Genomic DNA, 25710 nt, shown 5'->3' with positions numbered 1-25710 from the left:
CCGCATGATCCAGGACCGCGTTCCCATCCACTTGGTAGCGGTTCACGAGGGCCCGTCCGATCTGAGATCTCGGACGGGCCCTCGCCCGCTCGGGTGCCCCTCTCCACGGAGGGGTACCCGCACCAACCAGGAGGATCTGTGCCGACCAGACCACGCCCGGTCTACTGCATGGACCACTCGGAAGACTTCGGCCTCAGCGAACTCTCCGCCAGGATCTGCTCACGCATAGGTCTACGCATCGACGCTCCAACAGGCCGTCCGCGGTGAAGACGGGCAGGGTGTCTGTGTCCGCGTCGAAGATCACGACGTCGTCGCCGTACCGGTCCGCGACTATCTCGCGCAGTGCTCGCGCCGGGGCGGGGGCCAGGACCTCCAGGATGTCGACGGTGAGCTGTCCGGACCCGTCGAGGACATCGGCCTCGATCAGGGTTCCAAAGACGCGCAGGTGGTCGCCGGGCTGGATCTCGGTGAGCAGCGCGGTCTCACTTACCCCGTGACACGAGGAGTCCGATGTCCAAGCTCGTAGTGCTGCCAGGCGAAGGCACGGGTAACGACCTCAACTGGTCGGCAGGGAGCGCGCTGTTCGACGACGTCGTCGCCTTCATTCACCGGCGAGTCCGGGACGAACGTGCAGCAGAGACAGTCACCACGCAGGCCGCGTCCGGCTACCTGTTCCTGGCAGAACTGCCTGAACGCGTCCTGACGGACGTTCTCACCGCGCTGAGAGATGACCTGCCCGCATACGTGAATGAGGTGATCTATCCACCGGAAGCCCCAGTCGCAATGGACTATCCAGAAATCTTCATCGCACGCGCCAAGTCCCTGGCGCATCTGGCGGATCGCAGCCTCGCCTTGCGCGGAGGCGTGACCGCAAGCAGCCGCGGCTCCGATCAGGCCTCCGCAATAGTCGCCCGCGCAGAGCCCGGTAAGCCGCTGCGGGGGCGACTCCTGTATCAGGACGATGGAGACGTGGAATTCCTCTGCGCTCCGGAGAGCCGCGCCGACAAGCTGGCACGCACCGGATCAGACGGGTCCGTGAGTCTGCGCATCGGCTCACTCCAGCTCGAAGTGGGCATCGTGACCCACCAGGTGCTCTAGGCCCGGGGATACAGCCCACGTGAGTCCTGGAACGCGGCATGGTTCGACCTCCCCGACATGCCGCCCGGCGCGGTGTTCGCCGACCCCGACCATCCCTTCGTCCCCGGCCGACCGATCGCGCTGGATCGCCCGGAGGAGTGGCTGGTCGACCACGACGCCCGCTCGGGCTGGCTCCGCATCTCCTCACCCGGCAATAAAGGCAAAGACACCCTCACACTGATTGCCGATGGCATCGCAGTCGGCACCTACGCCAAGGAGATCGTCTCGGTGTGGCTGCATACCGGTCCATAGCCACATGGGCCGCACCGCGTGAACGAGGGAGGGGCAGGCAGGGACATGACGGCACCCAGTCATACGTCCCTCCTGCCGAGTGCAAGCCAGCCTCAGAGACGGAATGCTCCGCCCTTAACCGCCCCCACGAACTCCGCCCATGCCGCCGGCCCGAACGCTGAGACGCGTGGGGCCTGAACGCAAAAAGGCCCGTGCTCCCCGCGAACACCCGAGGGGGGGCACGGGCCTTCGTTGTGCCTCGGGGCCGGCCTGCTTGAGGACTGCGTCGCCGCGCCTCCACATCGTGGTGCGGTGGTCGGAGGCAGGCGAGGGCGCTGACGGCTTCCAGGCGGTCACGGCGGATCGCTTCACGATGTAGTCGCCGTACCGGTCTGCGACCATCTCGCGCAGTGCTCGCACCGGGGCGGGGGCCAGGACGTCCAGGGTGTCGACGGTGAGCCATGCGGGCTCGCCGTGGAGGCCGGTCTCCAGGGTTCCGGAGACGCAGAGGTGGCCGCCGGGCTGGATCTCGGTGAGCAGCGCGGTGACGATGCGGGGCGTCATGGTGGTGCACGGGATCACGACGTCGTCGGCGAGGTCGCCGGTGGGGGAGGAGACCAGGTCGAACGCGGCGGCGCCCCGGGCACCGTGAACGGGAACGGCTTGGAGGAAGCCGTCCATGGTGACGGGCTGGGTGCTCATCAGGAAGCCTCCGCCAGGGCGGTGGCGTGGGCGGCGTCGTACGCGATGACCGGTGGATGCGGCACGGCTTGGTCGCGTGTGGCGCAAAAATGGGCCTTGCCCTGTACATGACTGTTGTGGCTATGGTGGGCCCGGCGCTCACAGGTTCTTCACAAGAAGCTGTTGTGTGTCATGCGGTGGCCGGGGGGCCCACCAGGGGGAGGGGCGTCGCCATGCCTGAGACGCGCTAATTCACACGATCCCGTTTGCGTGGCACGTCTGTGACGTGTGGTCGAAGGTGCTGTTTGCGGAGTCCTTGATCAGATCCCGGTCGTCGGTCCCATCCGTGTGAACGACGATAAGAAGGACGCTTTGAAACGCTCCACTCCGTGGTTCCGTATGCCCGGAACACGAAGATCACCGATCCTCACCTCGGCCGCAACTTCGGTTACAGCGCTGGCGATTGCTGCGGGGTTGGCGATTCTGCCGCAGGCCCTGGACCTCGGCGGAAGGACCGAGCCTGTCGTCGACGACGATCTTTGGGCGTACAGCGGTCCCGAGGGCCAATTGCGCATGGATCAGTGCCGGATGGCGGACGTGCTGCGGCTGGGCGGACCAACGATGGCCCAGACCGCGCAGGATGGTCTCAATCTGCCGGCGGACAAACTGCACGCCCTGGCCGACCGGCAGTTCTGGGAGCAGACGCCACTGGCCACGGCCTACAAGAAGGACCATGACAGGGCGGACCAGGAGAACAACGCCGTCCACGATGTGGAGTGGGAGTGGGAGCACCGCGTCGGGACTTTTTGGAACCCGCCCGGGACCCATGACATCGGTGACGGCAAGAGCTTCTACGAGCAGCTCGGCTTGACGAAGTGGATCTCTGATCGCTACTGGCAAAAGGATGACGATTTTTACAATGACCCGACGCCCAAGATGGATTCCCCAACGCGCCGGGCTGTCCTGGCCCTTGGTGACCCTCGCTACCCGATGTACAGCACCGAGGGCGACGGGACCTATGACGAGCGCAAGGCTTTCCAGTGGGGGATGAACTCCTCCGACTGGGATGTCGGCGCCGGGGCTGACGACGCGCGAATCTTCCTGGCTGCCGGAGGGTTCCCGCGGACCGCGCCGCAGCGAGGAACGCCGGAGTACCGCATCGCGGTGGAGGACGTGAAGTCCCGGTTCGCGTCGTGTGCATGGCGCAACCCGTTGGATCCGAACCAGGTGTACAACGGCATCACTGCCGCTGCCGCGCAGGAGTGGCAGCAAGAGATCTCCTCCCAGGCGACGCAGCGCAATCAAATCCTGAACGCCAACAAGGACGCCGTGAGCGCCCTGGTTTCCGGCTCCAAGGCGCTGGGGGAGTTGCTCGGCCATTCTGCGGCGGCGGACCGCCTCGCCCGATGGAGCGACTACTGGTCCCCCGGCGGGGTGGGCTGGGTCGGCGACGCACCGGTCGTGGTGCAAGTGCATGCCGCTGCTGGAAAGTGCCTCGACGTCGAGGGCGGCCGCACGGACAACGGCACCCCTGTGCAGTTGTGGACGTGCAACGGCACCACAGCCCAACAGTGGATCCTCTACACCGACGGCAACGGCCCACACCTTCAGAACAGCAACTCTCACAAGTGCCTTGACGCTGCAGGTGGGAAGACCGACGACCGCACCAAGATCCAAATCTATGCATGCAACGAAACCCCAGCACAGACCTGGCAATACAACCTGCGCGCCACCACCCCGATCAAGAAGGTCGGCGCGGGCAAGTGCCTGGATCTGAACTCATTCGACAATGGCAAAGACACCTGGCTGTGGCCGTGCATCGGCACCCCTGCGCAACAGTTCGACGTAAAGCCGACGGGGCACCACGCGACTGATCAGCCGATTCAGGCCGATTTCGACAAGGCCAAGTTGCTGACCACAGGAGCACAGACCGGGGCGAAGCAGCAGCTCGCCGCTCTCAAGGCGCAGCTTGCCGCCGCGCAGAAGGCCGCCGCTGCTTCGGACACCGCGCTGCAGACCTCCTACACCAGTGCTGATGCCCTCGGTGCACCGCGCGGACGCGGCCTGCTGGTCGGGCAGCAGAAGGATCAGGTGACCAAGGGCACGGCGGCGGCTCTGCAGGCGATGGTGAAGGCCGGCGAAACCGCCGAAGCCGCCACCCGCGCCTCCGCAGGGGACAGCCAGACCATCGCGCAGCGCGCGCTGGCCCAGGCCGCGCAGGTGCAGACCGAGTTCCGCAAGAAGGCCGCAGAGACCGCCGAGTTGCAGGCCAAGGCGGCCGCCGACGCGGCGAAGGTTCACCGTGACAACGCGAAGAAGGACAAGGAGACGGCACAGGCCAAGCTCGCCGACACCTTGAAGGCCGAGGCGAACGCGAAGGCCGCCGCTGCGGACGCCCATGCCAAGCGGCTGGCCGCGGAGGCCGAGTCGGCGACAGCCAAGGCGGAGAAGGAAACCGCGCTCGCCAAGCAGGCCGACGCCGCCCAGCACAAACAGAACGCCCAAAGTGAGGCGGGCAAGGCCAAGGACGCCAAGGAGAAGGCCGAGGCCGCCGAGTCCACGGCGGGGGAGAAGCGGGACGGCGCGGTCAAGGCCCGGGACAACGCCAAGGCCAAGCGGGATGATGCCTGGGACGCCCAGCAGAAGTCGGACGCGGCTCGTGCCAAGGCCGATGCGAAGGAGGCATACGCGCAGGCGCACGAGTCCGACGACCAGGCAAAGGCCTCCCGGGCCGCGGCGCATGAGGCAGACAAGCAGGCGACGGCCGCCGAAACCGCCGCCGGCAACGCCAGATCGGAAGCGGACGCCGCAAGCCAGGCGGCAGCGGACGCGGACGCGGCAGCCACGCGCGCCGAGGCGGCCGCCAAGCGGGCCCGCTCGGACGCGGACGGCGCCCAGGCCGCCAAGCTCGTCGCCGACGCCGCGGTCACCACCGCAACCAGCGCCGAAGCCGACGCCATCGCCGCATCCCAGCACGCCTCCGCCGAAGCCAGCGCAGCCGTCGCTCTCGCCGATGACGCCGAAGCGAAGGCCAAGACCGCCAAATCCGAGGCCGACGCGGCAAGCAAGGAAACCGCCAAAGCGGTCGAGGCAGCAGCCAAGGCAGCCGGGTTCGCCCACGTCACCGCACAGGCCGCCGAAGACGCCGGCAACGCCGCATCCCAGGTCGCCAAGCCCGCCAACGACGCCATCCAGCTCGGCTCTCCGTACATCACCACCGACTCGGCAGCCGGCCTCGTCGTCCTCACCGGCCAGGCATCCAAGACGATCGCCGAACAGCAAAAGGCCGTCGCCGACGCCCACTCCAAGAACGCCAAGGAAGAAGCCGCCGCCGCCCAAGCCCTCGCCGACCAGGCCCAAGCCGACACCAAGGAGGCCTACCAGCACGCGGCCAACGCCGCACGCTACGCAGCCGACGCCCGCGGCTACGCCACTGAAGCGCTCGGCTATGCCTCCGACGCGGCAAACGCCGCATCCAAGGCCGCCGACTCACTGGCCCGCACCGTCGAATACGACCGCCAGGCCACCGAGGACGCAGCCGCCGCCAACACCGCCGCCGGCACCGCCGAGGGCTACGCCAAGGAAGCCCGCACCGCCGCCGACCAGGCAGCCCTCGACGCGACCGCCGCACACGCGGCAGCAGACCAGGCCACCCAGGACGCCAAGGACGCACGCGCCGCAGCCGACCGCGCCAACACCGCCGCAACCGAAGCCGAACAAGCGGCCAAGGAAGCCGACAAGTACGCCAAGGAAGCCCAGGACGCCGCCGACCACACCTCGGTGCAGAACAACAACAGTCAACTGCAGAACGGGGCCACCACAGGGGTCGGGGGAGTCTTCCTCGTCCCCGACCACATTGAACAGATCGGGGAACCCAGGGACATCAAGAAGGAGAACTGCAACCCCATCATCCACACCGGGGACTGCAAGATCACAGCGACGATCGTCTTCAACGAGTTCGTAGACATCTACCTGTGCACCGCTGAGGATGCGCCGGCCACCCAGTACGGGTGCCCCTCCTCAGACGTGGTCTACCTCGGCCCGGCGATGATCCCCAACCTCACTGAAACGATCACCAAAACCCTCACGATGGCCGAGTTCAACTCGGGCATCGACCCCATCAAGATCCTCTTCGGCGACTTCATCGAATGCGCCAAGAAGATCCTCCCCGGCAACGACGGTGGTAGCTGGACCTCGTGCGCCTGGGCCGCCAGTTGGTTCGTCGGCGGCAAGGCACTCACAGCGATCGCGGATGCCCTCCACGCCTTCAACGCCGCCCTCCACACCGGCATCGGTGTCCGGGAAGCACTCACCGCGCTAAAGGGCCTGAAACTCGATGCAGCCACCGCTGCCGAGCTCGAAGAGACCGTCGACGTCTACGAAAGCGTCGTCGGCTCCTGCAAGGTGGACAGCTTCCCCGGCAGCACCCAGGTCCTGATGGGCGACCGCACACGCAAGCAAATCCGAGACGTCCACACCGGCGACCTGGTCCTGGCAACCGACCCGCAGTCCGGACGATCGACCGCCCAGCCCGTCACCGCCACCTTCCACCACGCCACCCAGCACCTGCTCGACATCATGCTGGAGGGAGGCGTACTGACCAGCACCGTCGGCCACCGCTTCTACGTCGAGAGTCGCGGCTGGATACCGGTCTCCGCTCTCCGCGTCGGCGACCGGCTACGCTCTCCGGGCGGCACCACGCAGACAGTGACTGCCCTGCATGACCGACCCAATGTGGCTGCTCAAGAGGTGTACGACCTCACCATCAACGGTCTCCACACGTTCTACATCCGCTCACGGGGGCCACAGGCCCACGACATCCTCGTCCACAACTGCACCAACATTCTCGCGGACGAAAAGCCTGGAGAGGAGAGCGTCGGCGGAGCGCACACCCTGCGCGACCACGTCCTCCCCAATGATGCGGAAATGGCGGCCGAGGCCACCAAAAAGGGAATCGCAACAAGGTGGACCGATGAAGCCACAGCAGCGGAATCAGTCAACGCGGCAGTGACAGCCTGGCTGCAGGCGAAGCCGGGCAACGTGAAGAGACTCAATAAGTGGCTGAGCGACCAGTCCAAGCGCACGGGCTTCGACCCGCGCTATGACCTTCTGGAAATCGAGTGGCAACTCCGAGACAAGGTGTCCTTGGGGCTCAGATGGGTCAAAGACGGCCCCCAAGCCGAAGCAGTCGGCAACAAAGTCGTCGTGCAGTTGAAGTTCGTGAGGGATCACAAACCGTCAAAGTACGTTGTCTACACGGCCTACCCGAAGTAGGAAGCACCATGCCGGAACATAACGAACGCGACCCAGCGGAAGAAACCCAGGGTCTCATCCTGGATATCGGGTTGAGCTGGATGGCATCCAAGTCTCAGCACCCCCTCTGGTTGTCCGCAGCCGACGCCGAACGATTCCTACCCCAGAGCGACGCGGTAGAGGTACAACTGAGCATTGTCGATAGTGCGGTAGCCGAAGCCCACGGCATGGTCAGCATGCAGATCGGCGAGGATGTCCGGAGGCTGCTGGCTTCCCCGCTGACAGATGGCGCACTCCGCACCGTCTGGCTCGGCGTCACGCAGGCCTACTTCGATCCGGCTGACCACAACTTGACCGGACGCGACTGGCTGCGGCGCATCGAGCAGACATGGTTGACAAGCATCAGGCGAAGGGGCATGACAACGTTCACGCCGTCCCCTCCCAACCCGGTGACAGATCCCGTCATGCGGGAGGCTGTCCTGCAGGAGATGCGCTCCGTCGCGGGCGATCTCGAACGAGAGGCCTCCAAGGCAGCCGTGCCATCCTTGGTGCCGGCGTTGGAGGCGGTGGTCATCGAAGCCTGCGCGGACCTTGGGTACAGGCTGTTCCTGCGCGCCATGAAAGCGTACTTCGTCGAAATCACCTCAGCGCGCTGTGAGGCTCTAACCGCACTTGGCGAAGCATTTCGCTACCCAGAGTTCCTTGTTGATGATCACCTCAACGTCTGGGACGGCTGACCTCACATAGTCCGCATGAACGTGAGTGTCCGTTTTCCTGGAGTGAGGACATCTCAGCCTTCTGTCGTGGTGGGCATCAGCCTGCACTTGCTGCGGGGCGCTCACGCTTCATCGGCGAGCCAAATAGGGGGCCCTGCTTCGCGGTAGACCGCGAAGCAGGGCCCCCTATCACTACTGTTTCGGTGTCCTCGGCGGGGATGCGGTGCACGTCGCGCGCGTAGCAGGCGGATGCGGTCTCGCTGCCGCGGTGAAGGCGTTGTCCCTTCAGCCTGTCCTATCAGTCCGGTGTCGGGGCTGAGGAGTCCGGGTCGCATGAGGCCGAATGCCACGGCGTACAGGGGGGTATCTGTCGATCGCGGGCAGGTCGGGCCGGCGCCGGGTCCCGTGTTGGTTCTCGGCTGGGCGCTTCTGGACCCACGTGAAATCCTTATCTGGACGAATTCCGTGCGCGGGACTGGCTCAACTTCGAATGCACACTGATCGAGACTGGCTCCGACTCCTGCCGCCTCCATGCCACCGAGGCCGAGCACCAGGACCGCAGGTCGGGAGTCGGCCGGGCCGCTCTCTGCGGTGCAGCCCGGTCGCGGCGCCTCGTGGTCACCGACTTGACCGGTCCTCGCGGTCGCGCTGATCGTCGAGGCGGGCAGTCAGGTCGGGCCAGTGCTCGGACCACCGGGCCAGATCGCCCGCGGTCAACGACCAATGCGAACGCAGCGCTTTGTCCGGCAGGAAGCGGACGCAGGTCCCCGTGGTTCCGTCGGCTTCGACGGGCTGCAGATCGGTCACCGGGACGCCGTGCTCATAGCGTTGGCTCCAGGATCCGTTGAGACGGCGGTTGGTATGAATCAGCCACTCGCTGAGCGCTGCGACGACGGACATGCCGCGACGCGGATGTCCGTCCGGAAGTCGCTCCGCCTCCGGGAGGTCGAAGAACCGAAGATCCTTCGTGGCCATGACCGGCTTCTTCACCACTTGGCCATGCTCGTCGACCCTAGTGTCGGTGCCCCGTCCGTCATCCTTCACCGACACCGAGCCGTCGGTATGCAGCGTGACCTCACACCGTCCGCCGCCCCGGCTCCTTGCCTCGTCAGCGGCGTAAGCAACGATCTCAAGAACAAGGTGATCTGGCCCGCCTGGCGCGAACTCTGCGGATCCCTGGCGGATCCGACCGAGATGGTCCGCGTCCACGATGCCGGCCCAATTGTGCGTGGTGTTGACCCAAGAAGCCCTTGATCCATCCATCCGGCAAGTATCCGTCGGGCTCTCGTTCAGGCTGCCGGCACGAACCGCTCAGCAGTGATCGTCAGGGCCGGGCTCGGTGCTCTCGCCGAGATCTTCGAGGAGGCCGCTGATTCGGTCGGCGATGGCGTTGTGTCGTTCGACCTCGCGGGGCCAGCCGCGTTCGACGGCGTCCCGGGCGAGCTGCTGTTCACGGGCGAGCCGGGACCGCAGGCGCGGTGCGTACTCGCTCGTGGTGAGGTGCCGCATCAGGCAACGTTCGCCCTGGTGATCACTTCGCATAGTCGTTCGTCGGCGGCGTGTCTGTTCCGCCAGATGATGTAGCGGCGGATCATGCTGCCCTGGGCTTTGTGGGAGGGGTGGTCGGTGCCGTCGAGGGCGAAGTAGCGCAGGGCGGTGAACTGGGCCTCGATCCGGTTGAGCCAAGAGCTGTTGGTCGGGGTGTAGGCGATCTCCACGTTGTTCGCCGTCGCCCACGTCCCGACCCGCTGGCACCGCTTCGTGGTCAGGTGCGGGGAGTAGTTGTCACAGACGATCGCGATGCGGACGTCCACCGGGTGCAGCGAGCGCAGGTAGCGGCAGAACTCCAGGAATTTGGACCGGTTCTTGGTCTTCTTAATGTGGCCGTAGAGCTGGTCTTTGGCGAGGTCGTAGGCGGCGGACAGGTGACGGACCCCGTGCGGCCGGGTGTAGGTCGCCCGTCTTCGGGGCCTGGGATCGCGGTCGCGGTCCTTGTGCCGGCCGCCGCGTTCAGCCCACTGCCGGCCGGGGTGGGGTTGGAGGTTGAGCGGCCCGAACTCGTCCATGCAGAAGACGACTTCGGGTTCGTCTTCCTCAGGTATGACCTCGCCGTCGGCGATCGCGTAAAGGTGCTCGACACGCGCCTTCTTGGCGGCGTAGTCGGGGTCACGGGAGGTCTTCCAAGTCTTCACGCGTTGAAAGGTGACGCCTTCCTCGCGGAGCCGGATGCGCAGGCCCTCGTGGCTGATGTCGTCGACCACCCCCTCGGCGACCAGGAAGTCGGCCAGCTTGGCCAGGCTCCAGGTCGAGAACGGCAGGCCGTGTTCGACCGGCATGGACTTGGCGACTTCTTGATCTCGCGGCGTTCGGGCAGCGTGAACGTCTTCGGTCGCCCGCCCCCGTACTTCGGGTAGAGCGAGTCGAAGCCGTCGGCGTTGAAGTTGTGGATCACGTCGCGGACCCGGTCCGCGCTGGTGAACGTCACCTCCGCGATCTTCGCCACGGCCATGCTCTGTGCCGACAGCAGCACCATCTGGGCCCGCCGCCAGGTCACCACCGACCCGGTGCCCCGGCGGATGATCCGCAGCAGCCGCCGCCCCTCGTCATCATCGATCTCACGGACCCGCACGCGTTCAGCCACGTGATCATTCTGACCACCCGGAGCTACCGATCACCGTAACCGGGCGACTCGCCACGAGCGAGCAAACGCTGCCCAACCCCCGCCGCAGCGACCAGCCTCACCACAGATGCAGGAAGCTCCGGATGTCGTCAAAGCCATCCAGAGCCCGACCGTCCACATCCGACGGATCCGCCTCCGCCCGCACCGCCAGCGCCTCCGCCAGCGCCAGGGCTTCATCGCCGAGACGCCCGAAGCGTCGAGCCGTATGCCCCAGGCACAGGCCCGCCAGCCCGAGCAGACGACTACCCGGCACAGCCCGCGTTCCGACCTCCGTGCACCAGTTCTCGACGAACTCCCGATCGTCGTCGTTCAACGCGCTCCCGACCAGGACGCTCGCCGCCTCGCCCTCTGCAGAGCGGTCACACAAGGCCCGCTCCAACGCCTCAACCACCACCTCGTGAGGCAACGCGGGAGGGTTCTCGAAGCTCAGATGCGAGTGCATCCCGCGAGATTACGTGCCTCCTGCGATCCGCACGCGACCGGCAAGACCGAGGCGAACGTTGCCTGATGCGGCACTAGTGAACAGCGGGCTCCCGATCCACATCGGAGCAGCTCTACTCGGACATTTGAATCTTCAAACGACTCGTGGTTACGTCGCCGTCTTCAACGAGGACGTCGTCCGGCACTATCAGGGATTTCTCGACCGGCGCCGCCAAGCCAGGCCAACAGACGAGTACCGGCCGGTCACCGAACCCGAATGGCTCGGCTTCGAGGAGCACTTCGACCAGCGAAAAGTCGAGTTGGGAGGATGCGCCCGCCCCTACTCGACACCTTGCCAGCATGAGCACTCCTGTCTGAGATGTCCCATGATCAACATTAACCCGAAGATGCTGCTCCGCCTCGACGAGATCGAAGTCGACCTTCTGGCCCGCCGGGCCCGAGCCGAAGCAGAGGGGTGGTGCGGTGAGATCGAAGGCATCGACCTCACCCTGTCCTTCCTCCGTCAAAAACGCCAAGAAAGCCAGCGGCTGGCTCGCATCGCACCGGTCAACCTCGGCATGCCGGGTCTCCGGCCCCCAGGGTCGTGACCCTCTGATGACAACTGGCATCGCCACCGCGCCGGCAGCGGTGGCGATCCAGGTGATGCCGTTAGCAAACGCGCACGATGCGGTACGAGAGGGCGTTGCCGTTGATGTCGGGCTGCGCCGGGCGCGGCGGCTGCGGTAGATGAGTGGTGATGCCGGGTCAGCGTGGCGCGGTTTCCACGGCGAAGCCATGCAGGAGGGCTCCTGTGGTGTCGGGGGCTTCGAACATGGGTGTGTGGCCGACGCCGTCGAGGATCTCGATCCGGGCGTGGGGGACTCGGCGGTAGTCCTGGGCGGAGGTCGGCTGCCATCGCCGGTCCTGGGAGCCGAAGATCACCAGGGTGGGCAGTTCGAGGCCGGCGAGTCGGTCGGGGATGGGCCGTTCTTTCAGGTACGCGGTGGACGCCTCTTCGGTCGCGGTGAGGCTGCGGTAGGTCATGCCCTTGACATCGGCGATCATCTGGTCGGGGATCCGCACCTTGCGGGTGAACGCGGTGCTCGCCGCGTCGCGGATCATGCCGTCGGTGCGCAGCCGCCAGAGCAACTCCCCTACCACCGGCGTGGTCAGCAGGCGGCCGGCGAAGCTGTCGCCGAGGAACGCGTCCAACCGCGGGCCGGTGTCGATCAGCGTGATCGCCGCCACCAGGTCGCGGCGCTGTTCGGCCAGCGACGTGGCTACGGCGCCGCCGGTCGAATGCCCGACGACGGTCGCGCGGCGCACCCCGAGCTTGTCGAGTACGGCCCCGGCCCGGCGTGCCTGCTCCGGGATGCCGTAGCCATCGGCCGGTTTAGCCGATGTGCCGTGCCCGAGCAGGTCCACCCGCACCACGTGCAGGTCGCGCATGGCCGGCAGCACCGGGTCCCACCATGCCGTCGAGCCAGCCAGGCCGTGCAGGAGCACCACCGTGGGTGCGTCGGTCGGCCCGCTCTGCACGACGTGGATGTCCCCGCCGGGAAGGCGCACGATCTGCGCGCCGGAGGCTTCGGTTGTCCCCGTGCGCACGGACACCGTGTTCCACGCGAGGAGGATGGCGAGCACGCCGACGGTCAGCAGCGTGATCCGCCGCCGTCGACTCCACGCCCGCCATCCGCGCGGGGTGCTCGGCGCCAAGTCTGCGCGGCTGTGGGCGTGTTGGCCTTGCGGGGTGGTCGTCTCGTCCATGGCTCCTCCGTCGGTTCGGTCGGTGGTGCCCTCACCCTGCCGGTAGCCAACGCGGCGCGTCTTGGAGAAATGTCCGTGCCTCGCACGTTGGTTGACCCCACCGTCGAGCCGCTCGTACAGTCGAGACGTGCTACCAGTTCACTGGAAGGCAGATTCCACCGCTGACTGGGAGATCGCGCGAGCATCGCGGGCAGCCGCGCTGCCCGGTGTCGACATGGCCGGATTCCGCATTCGCGGCGACAGCCCGATCGAACTACGAGCCATCCCCCACCCGGCCGTCACCGTGGCCGTCGAGTTCGGCGACCGCCCATTCGACATCTACGGCGCGTCCGGCCAATTGCGGTCGGAGAGCCTGGCCGCCGGGCTCGCCTTCAGCGCGTTCCAGGTGCGCGCCGAGGGCGTCGAGTGTGTGCAGATGCGCCTGTCTCCGCTTGTCGCGCACCCCGTGCTCGGGCTCCCGCTCGCGGAGTTGAGCGGGAGCATCATCGCGCTCGACGAGCTGTGGGGCCGCGACACGCCGCGCCTGCGGGAGCGGCTTCACCATGCGCGAACCTGGCCGGAGCGCTTCGCGCTGATCGACACAGAACTGCTTACCCGGCTCCGTGCAGGCAGGCCGGTCGATCCCGAGGTGGCCTGGGCCTGGCGCCAGATCGTCGCCAGCCACGGCCGAGCCCGCGTGAGCGATCTCGCGGCCCGGACCGGGTGGAGCCGCCAGCGCATGTGGTCACGCTTCGGCTCGCAGATCGGCCTGACACCCAAACGTGCCGCCATGCTGGTCCGATTCGATCACGCCATCCACGGCCTGGTCCGCGGGAACACCCCCGCGCGGGTGGCAGCGGATGGCGGCTATGCCGACCAGTCCCACCTCCACCACGACGTCCGGGCGTTCACCGGCACAACCCCCACCGCCGCTGCGAACGAGCCATGGCTGGCCGCCGACGACAGGGCCTGGCCGACACTCGGCGGCGCGGCCTGACCGGCACCATGAGTGACCGGTCTGCCGAAAGATCCGAGTCTCAGGTGAGTGTCAGGTCAAGGGGCCTCACGTTCCGTCAGCTACGGAGTTGAAGGCACGAACCCCAACACACACTGCCAATACAAGCTCATCCGCATGACAGGGCGTTGCCTGAGCTGGCTCGGGCTGCACACCGGGCTTCGGCGGAGGCAGTGGCGGGGCGAAGGGAGCGTTCGTGCCCCTGAGCCCTTTCCGCGCGTCGTAGTACCGCTGTCGCAGTAGAGGTCGTCCAAGGCGCCAGCCCCGACCGTCGGCGTGTCGGCTTGCTTGGTGCAGTGAAGAAAGGTGAACAGGCGCCGCAGGTCGTACGCGTACGCGCAGATCGTGTGCGGCGAGAACCCCCGGTCAATCAGATGATCCAGGAACCGGCAGGCCGCCGCGACCACAGCTCGCCATCGCCGTCGACCCACCGGCCTCCCCAACCCTGCGCTCAGACGGCTCAACGAATCCCGCACCTCGATCGCCACGGCGCTGGTTCAGGCATCACTCAAAGGTGTCCAGATAAGGAGATGTACGGCGGCTTCGCGCTGCACATGAACGTCTGCCTCGATCGAAACCGTTCCATCCGGGCAGAGGTTGCCAAGCCACCCATCCCGGGCAGCGGTGCAGACGGCGTCCGGCTTGATATCCAGGCTCTGCTCCGGGCCTCAGATGTGGGTGAAGACCATGTTGTCCGGGGCGCTTGAGCGTCCCGGACAACATGCGTGAGGGGTGGCGAGGCTACTGGGATGGTTGCGTCTCGTGGACCGGGGTGGCGGGGGTTGTGCGGATGAGGAGGGAGACAAGTGCGGCGCCGGCGCAGGTGGCGCCGAGGGCCAGCCAGACCATGTCGTAGCTGCCGAAGGTGTCGCGTGCGACGCCGCCGAGGAAGGCGGCCAGGGCGGCGCCGATCTGGTGGGCCGCGTTGACCCAGCCGAAGACGATGGCGCTGTCGTCACCGTAGAAGGTTCGGCACAGAGCGATGACGGGTGGCACGGTGGCAAGGTCGAGAAGGCCGAAGGCGACGACGAAGACCATCATGGCCGGGTTGACGGTGGCGGCCATCATCAGGGGGAGCAGTACAAGGAGGAGGCCACGCAGCGTGAAGTAGATGGCGAGCAGGCGGCGGGCGTCCATGCGGTCGGTGAGCCAGCCGGAGGCGACCGTGCCCACGACGTTGAAGATGCCGATGAGGGCGAGCAGGGTCGACGCGGTGGTGACGGCCATGCCGTGGTCGTGGGCTGCCGGGGTGAAGTGCGTCCACATGATCCCGTTGGTGGTTGCCCCGCAGATCGCGAAGGCGCTGGCGAGCAGCCAGAAGGGCGTGGTGCGTACGGAGTCGCGGAGCACGACGAGAGTGCGACGGGCGGCGCCCGTGACAGGTGGCGGCTTGGGGACGAACTTATCGCTTCCGTAGGGGCTTTGGCCGATGTCGGCGGGGTGGTCGCGCAGGATCAGCCATACGAGAGGGGCTACGGCCAGCGCGGCGAGCGCGAGGGTGACCAAGGCGGGGCGCCAGTTGTAGTGGTCGATGGTCCATGAGAGGGCGGGCAGGAACACCATCTGCCCGAAGACGCTGCCCGAGGAGAGGATGCCGGTGACCAGTCCCCGCCGGGTGGTGAACCAGCGGTTGGTGACGGTGGCTCCGAATGCCATGGCCATGGAGCCGGTGCCGAGTCCGATCAGGAGCCCCCAGAAGAGGGTGAAGTGCCAGGAGGCGCTCATTACCGTGGTGAGCAGAGAGCCGGCCGCGACCGTGGTCAGGGCTGCAACCACCACGCGGCGGATACCGAAGCGGTCCATGAGGGCTGCGGCGAACGGGGCGGTGAGTCCGTACAGGACCATGTTCACCGAGGAGGCGACGCCGATGGTGCCGCGCGACCAGTGGAACTCCTGCTGAAGGGGGTTCTGGAGGATGCCGGGCATTGTGGAGAAGGCTCCGGCGACGACGATGGCGAGGGCCGCCACGGCGGCCACCCACCAGGCCCGGCGACCTGTAGCGCCAGGCCGCGGATCCGCTGATGAGCGATCAGCAGGGTTCTGAGGCGGTTGGAGGTGTCGGGTGGTCGCTTGTTCCATGTGTTCCATCCTTTGTGGGTGAGGCAACTCCCGACCACTGGCCAGCTGGTCGCAAAGTGAAAGAATCTGGCCATGGTTGAGGCAAGTGAGCGAGCGCCGCATCGGGTGGTCACCCTGGTCCGTCCGGGGCTGCTGCCGATGGAGCTGGGCATCGTCCACCGCTTATTCGGGACGGCCGTCGGAGCCGACGGACGGCCGCTGTATTCGGTGGTGACCTGTGCGGCGGAGCCTGGTGAGCTCACCACCGACGCGGACTTCACGGTGAACGTCGCCCATGGGCCGCGGGCGCTGGAGGACGCTGACACGGTGCTCGTACCGGCTGCCGCCGAGGATTACGAGCCGCAGGAACGGGGGCGGTTGGCGCTACCGGTGCGCCGGGCGCTGGCCCGCATCCCGGCTGGGGCTCGGGTGGCTTCGATCTGTACCGGGTCGTTCGTGCTGGCGGCTGCCGGGGTGTTGGCGGGGCGGAGGGCGACGACGCATTGGAAGTCGTGCGACGAGCTGCGGGCCTTGTACCCAGAGGTGGACGTGGATCCCAATGTGCTGTACACGGATGATCGGGGTGTTCTCACGTCCGCGGGAGTGGCCGCCGGCATCGATCTGTGCCTGCACATGATCCGGAGCGACCACGGGGCCGAGGTGGCTAATACCGTCGCGCGGCGGACCGTCGTGCCACCGCACCGGGAGGGCGGGCAGGCGCAGTACATCGAGCAGCCGGTACCCGAACCCGGCACCAGTTCGACAGCCGCCGCCCGCGCCTACGCTCTCGGTCACCTGGGGGAGCCGCTGTCGTTGGAGGATCTGGCTCGGCAGGCGTCGATGAGTGTGCGGACACTGAGCCGGCGCTTCCTGCTGGAGACGGGAGCGACACCGATGCGCTGGATCATGGAGCAGCGGTTGCAGCACGCGCGGCGCCTCCTGGAACGGACCGATGAGCCTGTGGACCAGATCGCGTCGGGGACCGGTTTCGGGACCGGGACAGCTATGCGTCAGCACTTCCGGGAGCAGCTCGGGGTGTCGCCGCGCGCGTACCGCAACACGTTCCGAGGAACGAACTGAGCGATACGCGCGCGGCGTTCTCACCGGACAGGGGCGGTCTTGTCGGGAATGCCCCTCAGGGCGTCAGTGGGGCGAGGGGCCCGATCCGGTAGAGCACCTCGTCGTGGTGTTCGCCGGGGAAAAGATCGCTGGGGAAGAGGATTTGGGTGTGCACGTCAGCGCTGTAGCGCTTCGCGACCTTCTTCAGGACCATGATGATGGCCTTGTTGTCGGCAGAGACCGTGGCCTCGATGAAGCGGGCGCCCTGCTCCACGGCGCGGTCGGCGGCTCGTTCGAAGAGCTTTACGCCGAGGAATGGGATGCCGTGGCAGGGCTTGGTGGCTTCCTGCCACACCAGATAGGTGTCGGGTTCATCCGGGCGGAAGTAGCCGGTGAGGAAGGCGACTATGTCGTCCTCGACGGTGGCCACGAGGGATGTCGCGGCGAAGTCCCTGCACCACAGCGCGTAGTAGTAGGGGCTGTTGTTGTCCAGGGCATCGCTCTGGTCGACCATCTGCCAGAGTGTGTGGGCGTCCTCGACCCGCGGGGTGCGGAACTGGTGGCGTACCCGCGTGGTGGTGGCGGTGGTCATGCGCTGGCCTCCTCGGTGAGCAGGGGGTAGACACCGTTGGCGTCGTGGTCCTCGCGGCCGGTGACGGGCGGGTTGAAGACGCATACGAACTTCGAGTCGACCTTGGGGCGCAGGGTGTGCTTCTCGTGCCCGTCCAGGAGATACATGGTGCCGGGCGTGATGAGGTGTGTCTCGCCGGTCTCGTCGTTGGTGAGTTCGGTCTCGCCCTCCGTGCACAGCACGGCTTCGATGTGGTTGGCATACCACATGGACGTCTCGGTGCCCGCGTACACGGTGGTCTCGTGCAGGGAGAATCCGACGCCTTCCTTGGCGAGCACGATGCGCTTGCTCTCCCAGGTGCCGGTGGATGCGTGAACGTGGCGGTCGGTGCCCTCGATGTCCTTGAAGGAACGGACGATCATGTCAGTTCTTCCTCTCGTGGAAGTGTTTTGGGTGCGGCTCAGGCGGCCTGGGTGTTGGAGAGCTGAGCAAGGGCGAAGGCGGTGAAGGTGTCGACGGTTTCGAAGTCTTCGGCTTCGAGTTCCTCGGGGTCGACCTCCAGGCCGAGGGAGTCCTCCAGTTCCATCAGCATCTCCAGCATCGTGGTGGAGTCGAGGTGCAGGTCGTCGAAGAGCCGGGTTTCGCCTTCCAGTCCGGTCACGGGGCGGTCCAACACAGTGGTGAGGGCGGTCTCCAGGGCGGTGGTCACATCGGTGCGGTTCATGGGGTGGTCATCCCTTCCGGGTCGCCAGTGCGGGGCTGTTGATCAGGTCGGCGAGCGCGTGCCGGTCGACCTTGCCGTTGTTGTTGGTGGGCAGCGCTTCAACGGGAATGCAGCGCTGCGGGATCTTGTAGTCCTCAATGAGTCCGCGCATGTTGTCCAGTACGTCGGGCGGTGCCAGGTCGGTGACCACGGCCAGGACAGCCTTGTTGGCGGTACGGGGCCCCGGAGCGAGCACAGCGGCGGCGATCACACCGTCCACGCGGCGGGCGGCGCTCTCGACCTCGGTGGCACTGACTCGGAAGCCGCGTTCTTTGTAGAGGTCGTCACGGCGGCCGCTGAAGTAGAGGTAGCCGTCCTCGTCGAGCCAGCCGTAGTCGCCTGTGCGCAGTTCGGGGAAAAGCCCTCCGGTGCGGGGAAACCGTTCGGCGGTCTGCTCGGGCCTGCGCCAGTAGCCGGCCATGACGTTCGGGCCGCGCACCACGAACTCGCCGACCTCGCCAGGGGGCAACCGGGTCCCGTCGTCATCGACGACGAAAACTTCCGTGCCGGGTAGGGCTAGCCCGGAGGAACCGGGCCGATCCAGGTCCCCGTCGGGGGGCATGATCGTGGTCCGCTTGCACTCCGTCAGCCCGTACATGAGCTGGACGCTGAGCGTGGGAATCGCTGCCCGAAGGGCGGTGACGGTGCCCGGGTCCAGGGCCGCGCCTGTGTTGGTCAGCAGGCGCAGCGGGGGAGTGCTGCGGGCGCGGCGCACCAGCCAGGCCAGCCGGTCGGTGACGGAGGGCACCGAGGCGAGGACTGTGGCACCGCTGCTCTCCAGGCTGCGCAGCAGTGGGGGGCCGACCTCGGCGACAGTGCCGATGTGCAGTCGGGCTCCGGCGAGGAAGGAGAGGAACAGCTGGTAGAGCCCGTAGTCGAAGGAGAGCGGCATCGGGCAGTAGATGACGTCGTCGGCTCGGTAGCCGAGCATGCTCTGGATGGCTCGGGCGGCGAACAGCATCTGCTGGTGGGTGCTGACGACCGCTTTGGGCAGCGATGTGGTGCCTGAGGTGTAGATGAGACAGGCGCCGTCCACGGGGAGCGGTTCGGGCAGCGGCTCGCTGGTGGGCGCGGCCCGGCGCAGGGCTGCCGGATCCAGAACCCTTACGCCGTGAACTTCGGCGGTGGCGGCGGCGCCGGGATCGTCGGTAACCATCACCGTGGGTTCGCAGTCGGTCAGCACATGTTCTAGCGGATGGTCGCGGACCTGGTCGTGCAGCACGCTGAACAGTGCGCCGGCCCGGGAGGCAGCGTGCAGGGCGATCGCCACCGCGGCCGGGTCGGGTGTAGTGATCACTACACGGTCGCCCCTGCGCACGCCCGCGGCCCGCAGCTGGTGGGCGGCGCCGATACTGGCAGCGGCCAGGTCGCCGTACGTCCAGGAGTCCTTGGTGGTGCTCAGGGCGAGTTGCTCCGGGTGGGCTGCCGCAGCTTCGTCGAGCAGGGAATGCAGTACTTCGGATGGGGGCATCAGCGGCCTCCTGCCAGGGTAGGAACGAGCTTCTTCGCCGAAGCGCGCGTGGAGGGTTTGGGTACGACGGTGGTGGCGTGAGCGGTGCAGACGGGGATTGGTTCGGGCAGGACTCGCGCGGCGCTCGGGCTTTCGCCGCCGGCGGCGATGACCTTCACGGCTGTCAGCTCGACGAACCGGCGCAGCTTGGTGCTGCGGGTGACGCGGGCGCTGGCCTCGATGTAGTCACCGGGGTGCACAGGCGCCGTGAAGCGGATGTCGGCGTACTCACTGAGGAGTCCTTCGTCTCCGTCGCTCCGGATGGTGATCTCGGTAACGAGGTCTCCGAACAAGCGCAGGACGCGGGCTCCGTCGACGAGGTGACCGCCGTAGTGGGCGTCTTCTTGGCCGATCCTGACGCGCAGGGTAGCCGTGAGCGGTTCTGTATCGGTGGCGTGTGTCATGGAGTCCTGCTTCCGTCGAGGTTCCTGTCGGGGTGTCCGCCGGTCTTCTCGGTGCCGTCCTTGGGTGCGTGGCAGGTTGCCAGCGCAACGGCGGCGACCACATCACCCTTGTGTGTGATCGACACCGTGACCGTGACCGAGGGGGCGGCTCCGGCTGCCGCTGCGCGCAGTTCGACAAGCGGAGCACCGTCGGGGGCGCGGTCGACGACGATGTCGTGCGGCGCGATGCCCTGGAACAGGCCGCGTCCAAGTGCCTTGAGGACGGCTTCCTTGGCGGCGAATCGCCCACAGAGGTACTCCCGCCGGCGCTCGCCGGTCAGGCGCTGGGACCGCGCGAGTTCCTCAGGCGCGTAGCAGTAGCGCATGAACCAGTGCCGCTCAAACAAGCGATCAAGTTCGCTACGGTCCAGGACATCCAACCCCACGCCCATCAGCCGCGGCCGTGCGATCATTGGGCGGAGTCGAAGTCGGCCAGGTGCTGGCGCGCCAGAAGGTCCTCGGGGGTATCGCGCTCACGAACGAGGATGGCCCGGCCCTGGTGCACCACGACTTCAGCGGGGTAGCCGTGGCTGAGAAACAGCCCAGGGGAAGCGGTGGGGCCGTAGGCGCCTGAGCGTTCGATTCCGAGCAGGTCGCCGGGGCGCACCTCCGGCAGCGATGCCCGTTTGACCACGGTGTCGTTGGGAGTGCATAGCGGCCCGGTCACTGTGTAGACGTGGTCGGCGGGAGCGTCCGGCTGTCCGAGGTGGCGCACGGGGAAGTTCCGCTTGACGAAGCTGCCGATGCCGACCGCAGCCATATGATGGTTCGTACCCCCGTCGGCTACGACGAAATTCTCCCCCAATGACTCCTTAACGTACAGCACCCTTGTCACGTAGGTGCCGGCGCGAGCAGTGAGATAACGGCCGAGTTCCATGATGAGTCGGCAGTCGGGGTGCCGGGCGCGGAACGAGGCGACAGGCTCGGCCAACTCCTTTCCGAGCGCGGCGACATCGACGTCTTGCTCGTTGTCGAAATAGGCTACGCCCAGACCACCGCCGAAATCCACGGTGAAAAGATCGATCCCCAGGTCCGCCGCGACGCTCTCCGCCATGGAAAGAATCTGCACAGTATTGGACACTACGTCCTTGTGGTTCAGGAATCGCGTCCCCATGTACGCGTGGAAACCGCGTACATCAATATGGGGGAGCTCTTCGAGCAACGGACGCGCAGCCCTGGCCTGTTCCTCGTCGATCCCGAATTGGCGGGGCTTTCCGCCCATCGCGAGACCCGACCCCTTGCTGTGGAAAGCGGGGTTGATCCTCAGCAATACCGGGACGGGGTCAGCGTTGCGTGCGGCGGCGGCCTGCTCCAGAAGCCTCATCTCGTACAGCGACTCGCAGACGACGGCGTGAATGCCCGCGTCGATACAGGCATTCAGATCTGAAGAGGTCTTCCCGGGCCCGAGGAAAATGATGTCCGCTGGGGCCACACCGGCGCGTATCGCTGTCATGAGTTCCGCTACGGAGGAGACCTCAGCGCCAGCGCCGGCACGATTCAAGAGAGAGCAAATACTGATGTTGGGGTTCGCTTTGAGCGAGTACAGCACGTCGATGCCCGGCGGCAGAACATTCTCGAGTTCGCGAAGGGTCTCCGTTATGACCTGCGCGTCGTACATAAAGAGTGGAGTGCCGAACTGTTCGGCAATTGCGGCGGCATTGATCTTTTGCGGCCCTGCCATGACTTCCGGCAAGTCATCCTCCCGGGTTGCCTTGTAAGTAACCATGCGCGACTGACGTCGAACCTTTACTGACACGTTTACCGGCGATGTCGAGAACCGTAGATGATCAAGCAAATCTGGGCGAGTGGTCACGGCCGAAACAAGGCATTCGACTACCGCGTGCACCCCGCGCCGGCAGGAGCGAGAAAGCCGGATACCCCCGAGGCTCGAACTGCACGACTCGCAACCCTGACATGTGACGCAGATCACTTGCTAAAGTTCTCGCGCCACCCAATGCCAAGTATTTCGTATTTAGTGGTTTTCATCGCTACCTAGATCAACATCAGAGTTGACGAGCAATGGCCGAAAGTGATCATTGGGTCAGCGAAGGGGAGCAGGGGGCCCCTATAGCCGCGCATGCGGTTCACCGGCTCGGGTAAGAGACTCTGCCCACGTTCGGCGTGCTAGGCGCGACGCACTCCAACCGGGGGGCCGTTCAACGCGCTCGCCGATCGGCTCGCTTCGATGGCGCGCGGCGCTGCCCACTTCTCAGAGACCAGAGACGATCGCGCCGAACAGGGGCGCGACGATGGCGAGCGCTGCAGTGATGAGGGCGGGTAACACGCGGCTCTCTCGGAAGACTGACGGACCGTGAGCATGGGAAGCGCCCCGCCCGGCCGGGATGGCCGGAGCGCGGCGCTCGGGGGAGCTACTGGGGAACCGGGTGGGTGACTGGAATGACCACGAGGAACTGGTCGGTGGGCAGGTCCATCACGACGTGGGCGTCGTGGCCCTGGGCGCGTTGAGTGGCGGCGTATTCGTCGGCGGGCCAGGAGCCGCGGGGGTGGCCGGCGGGGAAGCGCTCCAGGACGGTCCGGGAGGGCGTGGCGGTGGTCATAGGTCGTCACCGCCGTGTACGCGCTGGTGGATGTCGATCAGCGTGGCGATGGTGTCGGGGTTGTCGGCGAGGCCGACCCAGGTGCCGTCCTTGATGAAGACGGGCACGGTGTCGGTGTCCGCGTCGAAGATCACGATGTAGTCGCCGTACCGGTCGGCGACCATCTCGCGCAGTGCTCGCGCCGGGGCGGGGGCCAGGACCTCCAGGATGTCGACGGTGAGCGGTGCGGACCCGTCGAGGACGTCGGCCTCGATCAGGGTTCCGAAGACGCGCAGGTGGTCGCCGGGCTGGATCTCGGTGAGCAGCGCGGTGACGATGCGGGGTGTCGTGGTGGTGCAGGGGATCACGAGGTCGTCGGCGATGTCGTCGGTGGGGGAGGAGACCAGGTCGAACGCGGCGGCGCCTCGGGCACCGTGAACGGGAACGGCTTGGAGGAAGCCTTCGATGGTGACGGGCTGGGTGCTCATCAGGAAGCCTCCGCCAGGTTGGTGGTGGCGTGGGTGGCGTCGTAGGCGTCCAGGATCGCTTGGGCGGGGAGGCCCAGGTTGGCGACCTGGTGGCCGTGGTCGCGTGCCCAGGTCCGGATCGCGGCCAGTTCCTTCTTGCTGCGCTTGCGGTGGGTGCGGGTCGGCGCGGGAGCCGCGGTGGGCGCGGTGGGGCGGCCGCCGGCCTTCACGGTGCGCAGTGTCTCCTGTGCTCGTTCCAGTTCGGCCTTGAGCCTGGCTACGCGCTCTTCGGCCTCGCGTTGGGCGTCGTCGCTTTCGCGCCGTGCGGTCAGTTCGCCCAGGTCGCTGCGGATGCGGGCGGCCTTATTACGGATAGTGGCGGCCGGATGGCCTGCCGCCCAGGACAGCAGGCCCTCGATCCCGGCACTGCTTGCCTGAGCACTGGTCGCGGGAGCGGCCTTCTGCCCGGTGGCGGTGGTTTCGGGGGCGGCGGTGTGCAGGAGGGCTTCGACCAGTTCGCTCTCCGACAGGCCAAGGGTGTCGCGGACGTGGGCGGGGCTGTCGCCGTTGTTCAGCATGGAGGCGGCGGTGGCGGTGAAGGCGGTGACGGGCATCGGAACTCCGGTCTCGTGATCGGGGATGGTCAGGTGGGGGAGCAGGGTGATCAGGTCGTCGTCGGTGCAGGGCAGCCCGAGGGCGGCCAGCAGGTCGGCGAGGTCGTCCTTGTCGCGTGCCTGGTGGGCGACCACCAGGGAGGCGGCAGTGCTCTGGCCGTCGTCGATCGGGGTGAGTTGGAGGGCCTCCGCTTCGAGGGCCTCTGTCAGGTCGGTGAACACGCCGGCTTCTCCGCGCGGCGGTGGGTGCGGGGCTTGTGCTGGGCGAGCAGGAGGAGCTCGCAGTTGCGCTGCTTCTGGGCGTCGGTGAGCGGCCGGGCCTTCGCGCCCTGGCGGTGCCAGAGCGGGGAGGCCGGCGGCTCGGGGTAGGCGAGAGCGTGGTCGACGTCGGGGTCGGTGCTGCTCATGGGGGCCTCCGGCGGGGAGGGGTTCAGGCGCGGGTGGCGCGCTGGGTGCTCTTGGGCTGGGTGTCGGAGGCGAACCTGCCGAGGCGTGCCTCAACGGGGTTCGCGGCGATCCAGTCCTCAGCGCACGATTTATGGACGGGCTCCCCGGAGTGGGAGCGCATCGGCGTGGGCTGGTCGCACAGCGTGCAGGGGCGGTCCTGCCAGCGGTCGAAGTGCTGGCTGTCGCGCCATTCGAGGCACGCGCCGGGAGCCGGGACCAGGCCCGGCTCGAACGGCTGCTTCTTCTTGCCTCGGGGGGTCACGGCCAGCAGCCGGGCAGCGCCCAGCCGGTCAGCAGGGTCGCGCGGCTGGTGATGAACAGCGTACGCTGTGTGCCGAGTTGCGCCGCTGAGCGCGTGGTGGAGGCCATACTGGTGGCTCCCTCTCGTCTTATACGGGATGGGCAGGCCCGGGACGACCGACGTGGTTCGCTGCCGTAGACGGTCGTCCCGGGGCGCAGCTACAGCTCGTAGATGGTTTTGCGGGTCCAGCTGTTCGGGTTGGACCAGGGGCCGGCCACTGCTGCTGCCCAGTCCAGCTCCCAGCCGTCGCGGACTCCGCGTGCTCCCCAGCCGTCGTCCTGCGGGCCCGGCAGTTCGCGTCCGGCCTGCCGTGCGGCGGCCGACGCGTCGTAGACCTGTTGGGCGCGGGTCAGGGCCTCGTCCGCGGAGGTCGCTTTGCCGGTGAACACGTGGACCCCGTAACGCTGTTTGCTGGTGTCGTGTATCGGGACGTCGACTTCGTACGGCTCGTACTTCTGGAACGGCATGACGCCCGGCTCCTCTCTTTTGCCGTGGGTTGTGGTGCAGCGGCCGGATGCCGCTGCGGCCGTGATGGTTCGACTGGGTGGTCAGGTGGAGTGCTGGTCGGTGCGGGCCCAGTACCACTGGTCGAGCTGGTAGTCGGCGAGCGCGCACAACGGGATGCCGTGGCGCTGGCCGTGTTCGTCGTCGACGGTGAGCTGCGTGACGTCGCGGTAGGCGATGAACAGCCGTGCGGACGCGGGGCCGTTGTGGCCGGGGCGCAGGGTCCACATCTGGCCGGGGTCGGCGAGCAGGAACGGGTCGCCGTCGGTGACTCCTTCGCAGACGAGGCGGTAGGCGACGGTCTCAGGCAGCAGGTCGCTGGCCATGAGGTCACGGACCAGGCCGTTGATGAACTCGGCGGCGCGTTCGGGGCCGATGAGGAGGTCGAGGGGAACGACGGGGGAGGGCATGGTGAGGGTCTCCTTGGATGTGGAAGGGTGGGAGGGCCCCGGGGTGTCCGGCTGGCTACATGGGCCGGTGACGGAACGGCTGCCCCGGGGCGCACTCGGCTCAGGATTCAGCCGGCGGTCTCGATACGAGCCAGTCGTCGCTGTCGG

The 25710-nt window shown here is 67.0% G+C and carries 28 protein-coding genes and 1 pseudogene; 7 read left to right on the top strand and 22 right to left on the bottom strand.

What is annotated here, in order from left to right:
• The first annotated feature begins 510 nt into the window (after positions 1-510).
• Together CG740_RS34920 and CG740_RS34915 are read left to right on the top strand one after the other, a co-directional pair.
• Complete coding sequence (locus CG740_RS34920; protein ID WP_100579339.1) at positions 511-1098, top strand: hypothetical protein; 588 nt, start codon at positions 511-513, stop codon at positions 1096-1098.
• A 57-nt stretch (positions 1099-1155) separates the two neighbouring features.
• Positions 1156-1389: a hypothetical protein gene (locus CG740_RS34915; protein WP_100579338.1), complete on the top strand. Its 234-nt coding sequence runs from the start codon at positions 1156-1158 to the stop codon at positions 1387-1389.
• A gap of 114 nt (positions 1390-1503) precedes the next feature.
• Here CG740_RS34915 and CG740_RS40555 read toward each other — a convergent pair whose 3' ends face one another.
• Positions 1504-2070 carry a hypothetical protein gene (locus CG740_RS40555; RefSeq protein WP_199846667.1) on the bottom strand — a complete coding sequence of 189 codons (567 nt, stop codon included), beginning with the start codon at positions 2068-2070 and terminating at the stop codon, positions 1504-1506.
• A 378-nt stretch (positions 2071-2448) separates the two neighbouring features.
• On the opposite strand from CG740_RS40555, the gene CG740_RS34905 reads away from it, so the two are divergent.
• The gene (locus tag CG740_RS34905; protein ID WP_100579336.1) at positions 2449-7323 is read left to right on the top strand and encodes an RICIN domain-containing protein; all 4875 of its coding nucleotides are present in this window, start codon (positions 2449-2451) and stop codon (positions 7321-7323) included.
• An 8-nt stretch (positions 7324-7331) separates the two neighbouring features.
• Positions 7332-8039: a hypothetical protein gene (locus CG740_RS34900; protein ID WP_100579335.1), complete on the top strand. Its 708-nt coding sequence runs from the start codon at positions 7332-7334 to the stop codon at positions 8037-8039.
• Positions 8040-8636: 597 nt separating this feature from the next.
• On the opposite strand, the gene CG740_RS34890 is transcribed toward CG740_RS34900, so the two are convergent.
• The 4 genes and pseudogenes from CG740_RS34890 to CG740_RS34875 form a co-directional block, all read right to left on the bottom strand.
• Positions 8637-9281, bottom strand: a complete 645-nt coding sequence (locus tag CG740_RS34890) for an ATP-binding protein (RefSeq protein WP_100579334.1) — start codon at positions 9279-9281, stop codon at positions 8637-8639.
• A gap of 48 nt (positions 9282-9329) precedes the next feature.
• Entirely contained in the window at positions 9330-9527 is a 198-nt protein-coding gene (locus CG740_RS34885; RefSeq protein WP_100579333.1) for a hypothetical protein, read from the bottom strand.
• Positions 9527-10659 (bottom strand): annotated as a pseudogene (locus tag CG740_RS41780) (IS630 family transposase). The gene CG740_RS34885 and the pseudogene CG740_RS41780 overlap by 1 nt, the downstream one beginning before the upstream one ends.
• 97 nt (positions 10660-10756) lie before the next feature.
• The gene (locus CG740_RS34875; protein WP_100579332.1) at positions 10757-11140 is read right to left on the bottom strand and encodes a hypothetical protein; all 384 of its coding nucleotides are present in this window, start codon (positions 11138-11140) and stop codon (positions 10757-10759) included.
• 124 nt (positions 11141-11264) lie between these two features.
• On the opposite strand from CG740_RS34875, the gene CG740_RS34870 reads away from it, so the two are divergent.
• On the top strand, positions 11265-11726 hold the full coding sequence (locus CG740_RS34870; protein ID WP_234376657.1) for an integrase: 462 nt from the start codon (positions 11265-11267) through the stop codon (positions 11724-11726).
• A gap of 157 nt (positions 11727-11883) precedes the next feature.
• On the opposite strand, the gene CG740_RS34865 is transcribed toward CG740_RS34870, so the two are convergent.
• Positions 11884-12885 carry an alpha/beta fold hydrolase gene (locus CG740_RS34865; RefSeq protein ID WP_100579331.1) on the bottom strand — a complete coding sequence of 334 codons (1002 nt, stop codon included), beginning with the start codon at positions 12883-12885 and terminating at the stop codon, positions 11884-11886.
• Between the two features lie 127 nt (positions 12886-13012).
• Here CG740_RS34865 and CG740_RS34860 point away from each other — a divergent pair, with 127 nt between their 5' ends.
• Positions 13013-13861: a helix-turn-helix domain-containing protein gene (locus CG740_RS34860; protein ID WP_324901193.1), complete on the top strand. Its 849-nt coding sequence runs from the start codon at positions 13013-13015 to the stop codon at positions 13859-13861.
• An 80-nt stretch (positions 13862-13941) separates the two neighbouring features.
• Here CG740_RS34860 and CG740_RS41270 read toward each other — a convergent pair whose 3' ends face one another.
• Positions 13942-14286: a site-specific integrase gene (locus tag CG740_RS41270; protein ID WP_234376663.1), complete on the bottom strand. Its 345-nt coding sequence runs from the start codon at positions 14284-14286 to the stop codon at positions 13942-13944.
• A gap of 334 nt (positions 14287-14620) precedes the next feature.
• Positions 14621-15958, bottom strand: coding sequence for an MFS transporter (locus CG740_RS34850; RefSeq protein WP_442802870.1), 1338 nt, complete (start codon positions 15956-15958; stop codon positions 14621-14623).
• A 72-nt stretch (positions 15959-16030) separates the two neighbouring features.
• On the opposite strand from CG740_RS34850, the gene CG740_RS34845 reads away from it, so the two are divergent.
• A complete protein-coding gene (locus CG740_RS34845; protein WP_100579328.1) occupies positions 16031-17017 on the top strand; it encodes a GlxA family transcriptional regulator in 987 nt (328 codons plus the stop codon).
• Positions 17018-17072: 55 nt separating this feature from the next.
• On the opposite strand, the gene ectA is transcribed toward CG740_RS34845, so the two are convergent.
• From ectA to CG740_RS34775, 14 genes are all read right to left on the bottom strand, one after another.
• On the bottom strand, positions 17073-17588 hold the full coding sequence (ectA, locus tag CG740_RS34840) for a diaminobutyrate acetyltransferase (RefSeq protein ID WP_100579327.1): 516 nt from the start codon (positions 17586-17588) through the stop codon (positions 17073-17075).
• Entirely contained in the window at positions 17585-17989 is a 405-nt protein-coding gene (locus CG740_RS34835) for an ectoine synthase (RefSeq protein WP_100579326.1), read from the bottom strand. Before CG740_RS34835 ends, ectA begins: the two co-directional genes overlap by 4 nt.
• Positions 17990-18027: 38 nt before the next feature.
• Positions 18028-18291, bottom strand: a complete 264-nt coding sequence (locus CG740_RS34830) for an acyl carrier protein (protein ID WP_100579325.1) — start codon at positions 18289-18291, stop codon at positions 18028-18030.
• Between the two features lie 7 nt (positions 18292-18298).
• Positions 18299-19801 carry a class I adenylate-forming enzyme family protein gene (locus CG740_RS34825; RefSeq protein ID WP_100579324.1) on the bottom strand — a complete coding sequence of 501 codons (1503 nt, stop codon included), beginning with the start codon at positions 19799-19801 and terminating at the stop codon, positions 18299-18301.
• Entirely contained in the window at positions 19801-20244 is a 444-nt protein-coding gene (locus CG740_RS34820) for a hotdog fold domain-containing protein (RefSeq protein WP_100579323.1), read from the bottom strand. The genes CG740_RS34825 and CG740_RS34820 overlap by 1 nt, the downstream gene beginning before the upstream one ends.
• Positions 20241-20696 carry a holo-ACP synthase gene (locus CG740_RS34815; RefSeq protein WP_199846663.1) on the bottom strand — a complete coding sequence of 152 codons (456 nt, stop codon included), beginning with the start codon at positions 20694-20696 and terminating at the stop codon, positions 20241-20243. The genes CG740_RS34820 and CG740_RS34815 overlap by 4 nt, the downstream gene beginning before the upstream one ends.
• Entirely contained in the window at positions 20693-22009 is a 1317-nt protein-coding gene (locus CG740_RS34810) for a type III PLP-dependent enzyme (RefSeq protein ID WP_442802869.1), read from the bottom strand. The genes CG740_RS34815 and CG740_RS34810 overlap by 4 nt, the downstream gene beginning before the upstream one ends.
• Before the next feature lie 643 nt (positions 22010-22652).
• Positions 22653-22841 carry a hypothetical protein gene (locus tag CG740_RS34805; protein WP_100579321.1) on the bottom strand — a complete coding sequence of 63 codons (189 nt, stop codon included), beginning with the start codon at positions 22839-22841 and terminating at the stop codon, positions 22653-22655.
• On the bottom strand, positions 22838-23308 hold the full coding sequence (locus CG740_RS34800) for a hypothetical protein (protein ID WP_100579320.1): 471 nt from the start codon (positions 23306-23308) through the stop codon (positions 22838-22840). Before CG740_RS34800 ends, CG740_RS34805 begins: the two co-directional genes overlap by 4 nt.
• Positions 23308-24123 carry an Lsr2 family DNA-binding protein gene (locus tag CG740_RS34795; RefSeq protein ID WP_100579319.1) on the bottom strand — a complete coding sequence of 272 codons (816 nt, stop codon included), beginning with the start codon at positions 24121-24123 and terminating at the stop codon, positions 23308-23310. Before CG740_RS34795 ends, CG740_RS34800 begins: the two co-directional genes overlap by 1 nt.
• A complete protein-coding gene (locus tag CG740_RS34790) occupies positions 24108-24308 on the bottom strand; it encodes a hypothetical protein (RefSeq protein WP_100579318.1) in 201 nt (66 codons plus the stop codon). The genes CG740_RS34795 and CG740_RS34790 overlap by 16 nt, the downstream gene beginning before the upstream one ends.
• Positions 24309-24331: 23 nt before the next feature.
• A complete protein-coding gene (locus CG740_RS34785) occupies positions 24332-24610 on the bottom strand; it encodes a hypothetical protein (RefSeq protein ID WP_100579317.1) in 279 nt (92 codons plus the stop codon).
• Positions 24611-24807: 197 nt separating this feature from the next.
• Positions 24808-25116 carry a hypothetical protein gene (locus CG740_RS34780; RefSeq protein ID WP_100579316.1) on the bottom strand — a complete coding sequence of 103 codons (309 nt, stop codon included), beginning with the start codon at positions 25114-25116 and terminating at the stop codon, positions 24808-24810.
• An 81-nt stretch (positions 25117-25197) separates the two neighbouring features.
• Positions 25198-25563, bottom strand: a complete 366-nt coding sequence (locus CG740_RS34775; protein ID WP_100579315.1) for a hypothetical protein — start codon at positions 25561-25563, stop codon at positions 25198-25200.
• Between the last annotated feature and the right edge of the window lie 147 nt (positions 25564-25710).

Origin of the sequence: Streptomyces sp. CB01201 (assembly GCF_002803085.1) — a bacterium.
Taxonomy (GTDB): Bacteria; Actinomycetota; Actinomycetes; order Streptomycetales; family Streptomycetaceae; genus Streptomyces; species Streptomyces hundungensis.
This window is presented reverse-complemented; position numbering and strand designations above follow the sequence as displayed.

What these genes read in the sequence shown, in the direction of transcription:
- CG740_RS34920 (WP_100579339.1), top strand. Translation starts at nt 511, where the DNA reads ATGTCCAAGCTCGTAGTGCTGCCAGGCGAAGGCACGGGTAACGACCTC.
- CG740_RS34915 (WP_100579338.1), top strand. Translation starts at nt 1,156, where the DNA reads ATGCCGCCCGGCGCGGTGTTCGCCGACCCCGACCATCCCTTCGTCCCC.
- CG740_RS40555 (WP_199846667.1), bottom strand. Translation starts at nt 2,070, where the DNA reads ATGAGCACCCAGCCCGTCACCATGGACGGCTTCCTCCAAGCCGTTCCC.
- CG740_RS34905 (WP_100579336.1), top strand. Translation starts at nt 2,449, where the DNA reads ATGCCCGGAACACGAAGATCACCGATCCTCACCTCGGCCGCAACTTCG.
- CG740_RS34900 (WP_100579335.1), top strand. Translation starts at nt 7,332, where the DNA reads ATGCCGGAACATAACGAACGCGACCCAGCGGAAGAAACCCAGGGTCTC.
- CG740_RS34890 (WP_100579334.1), bottom strand. Translation starts at nt 9,281, where the DNA reads ATGGATGGATCAAGGGCTTCTTGGGTCAACACCACGCACAATTGGGCC.
- CG740_RS34885 (WP_100579333.1), bottom strand. Translation starts at nt 9,527, where the DNA reads ATGCGGCACCTCACCACGAGCGAGTACGCACCGCGCCTGCGGTCCCGG.
- CG740_RS34875 (WP_100579332.1), bottom strand. Translation starts at nt 11,140, where the DNA reads ATGCACTCGCATCTGAGCTTCGAGAACCCTCCCGCGTTGCCTCACGAG.
- CG740_RS34865 (WP_100579331.1), bottom strand. Translation starts at nt 12,885, where the DNA reads ATGGACGAGACGACCACCCCGCAAGGCCAACACGCCCACAGCCGCGCA.
- CG740_RS34850 (WP_442802870.1), bottom strand. Translation starts at nt 15,958, where the DNA reads ATGGAACAAGCGACCACCCGACACCTCCAACCGCCTCAGAACCCTGCT.
- CG740_RS34845 (WP_100579328.1), top strand. Translation starts at nt 16,031, where the DNA reads ATGGTTGAGGCAAGTGAGCGAGCGCCGCATCGGGTGGTCACCCTGGTC.
- ectA (WP_100579327.1), bottom strand. Translation starts at nt 17,588, where the DNA reads ATGACCACCGCCACCACCACGCGGGTACGCCACCAGTTCCGCACCCCG.
- CG740_RS34835 (WP_100579326.1), bottom strand. Translation starts at nt 17,989, where the DNA reads ATGATCGTCCGTTCCTTCAAGGACATCGAGGGCACCGACCGCCACGTT.
- CG740_RS34830 (WP_100579325.1), bottom strand. Translation starts at nt 18,291, where the DNA reads ATGAACCGCACCGATGTGACCACCGCCCTGGAGACCGCCCTCACCACT.
- CG740_RS34825 (WP_100579324.1), bottom strand. Translation starts at nt 19,801, where the DNA reads ATGCCCCCATCCGAAGTACTGCATTCCCTGCTCGACGAAGCTGCGGCA.
- CG740_RS34820 (WP_100579323.1), bottom strand. Translation starts at nt 20,244, where the DNA reads ATGACACACGCCACCGATACAGAACCGCTCACGGCTACCCTGCGCGTC.
- CG740_RS34815 (WP_199846663.1), bottom strand. Translation starts at nt 20,696, where the DNA reads ATGATCGCACGGCCGCGGCTGATGGGCGTGGGGTTGGATGTCCTGGAC.
- CG740_RS34810 (WP_442802869.1), bottom strand. Translation starts at nt 22,009, where the DNA reads ATGGTTACTTACAAGGCAACCCGGGAGGATGACTTGCCGGAAGTCATG.
- CG740_RS34805 (WP_100579321.1), bottom strand. Translation starts at nt 22,841, where the DNA reads ATGACCACCGCCACGCCCTCCCGGACCGTCCTGGAGCGCTTCCCCGCC.
- CG740_RS34800 (WP_100579320.1), bottom strand. Translation starts at nt 23,308, where the DNA reads ATGAGCACCCAGCCCGTCACCATCGAAGGCTTCCTCCAAGCCGTTCCC.
- CG740_RS34790 (WP_100579318.1), bottom strand. Translation starts at nt 24,308, where the DNA reads ATGAGCAGCACCGACCCCGACGTCGACCACGCTCTCGCCTACCCCGAG.
- CG740_RS34780 (WP_100579316.1), bottom strand. Translation starts at nt 25,116, where the DNA reads ATGCCGTTCCAGAAGTACGAGCCGTACGAAGTCGACGTCCCGATACAC.
- CG740_RS34775 (WP_100579315.1), bottom strand. Translation starts at nt 25,563, where the DNA reads ATGCCCTCCCCCGTCGTTCCCCTCGACCTCCTCATCGGCCCCGAACGC.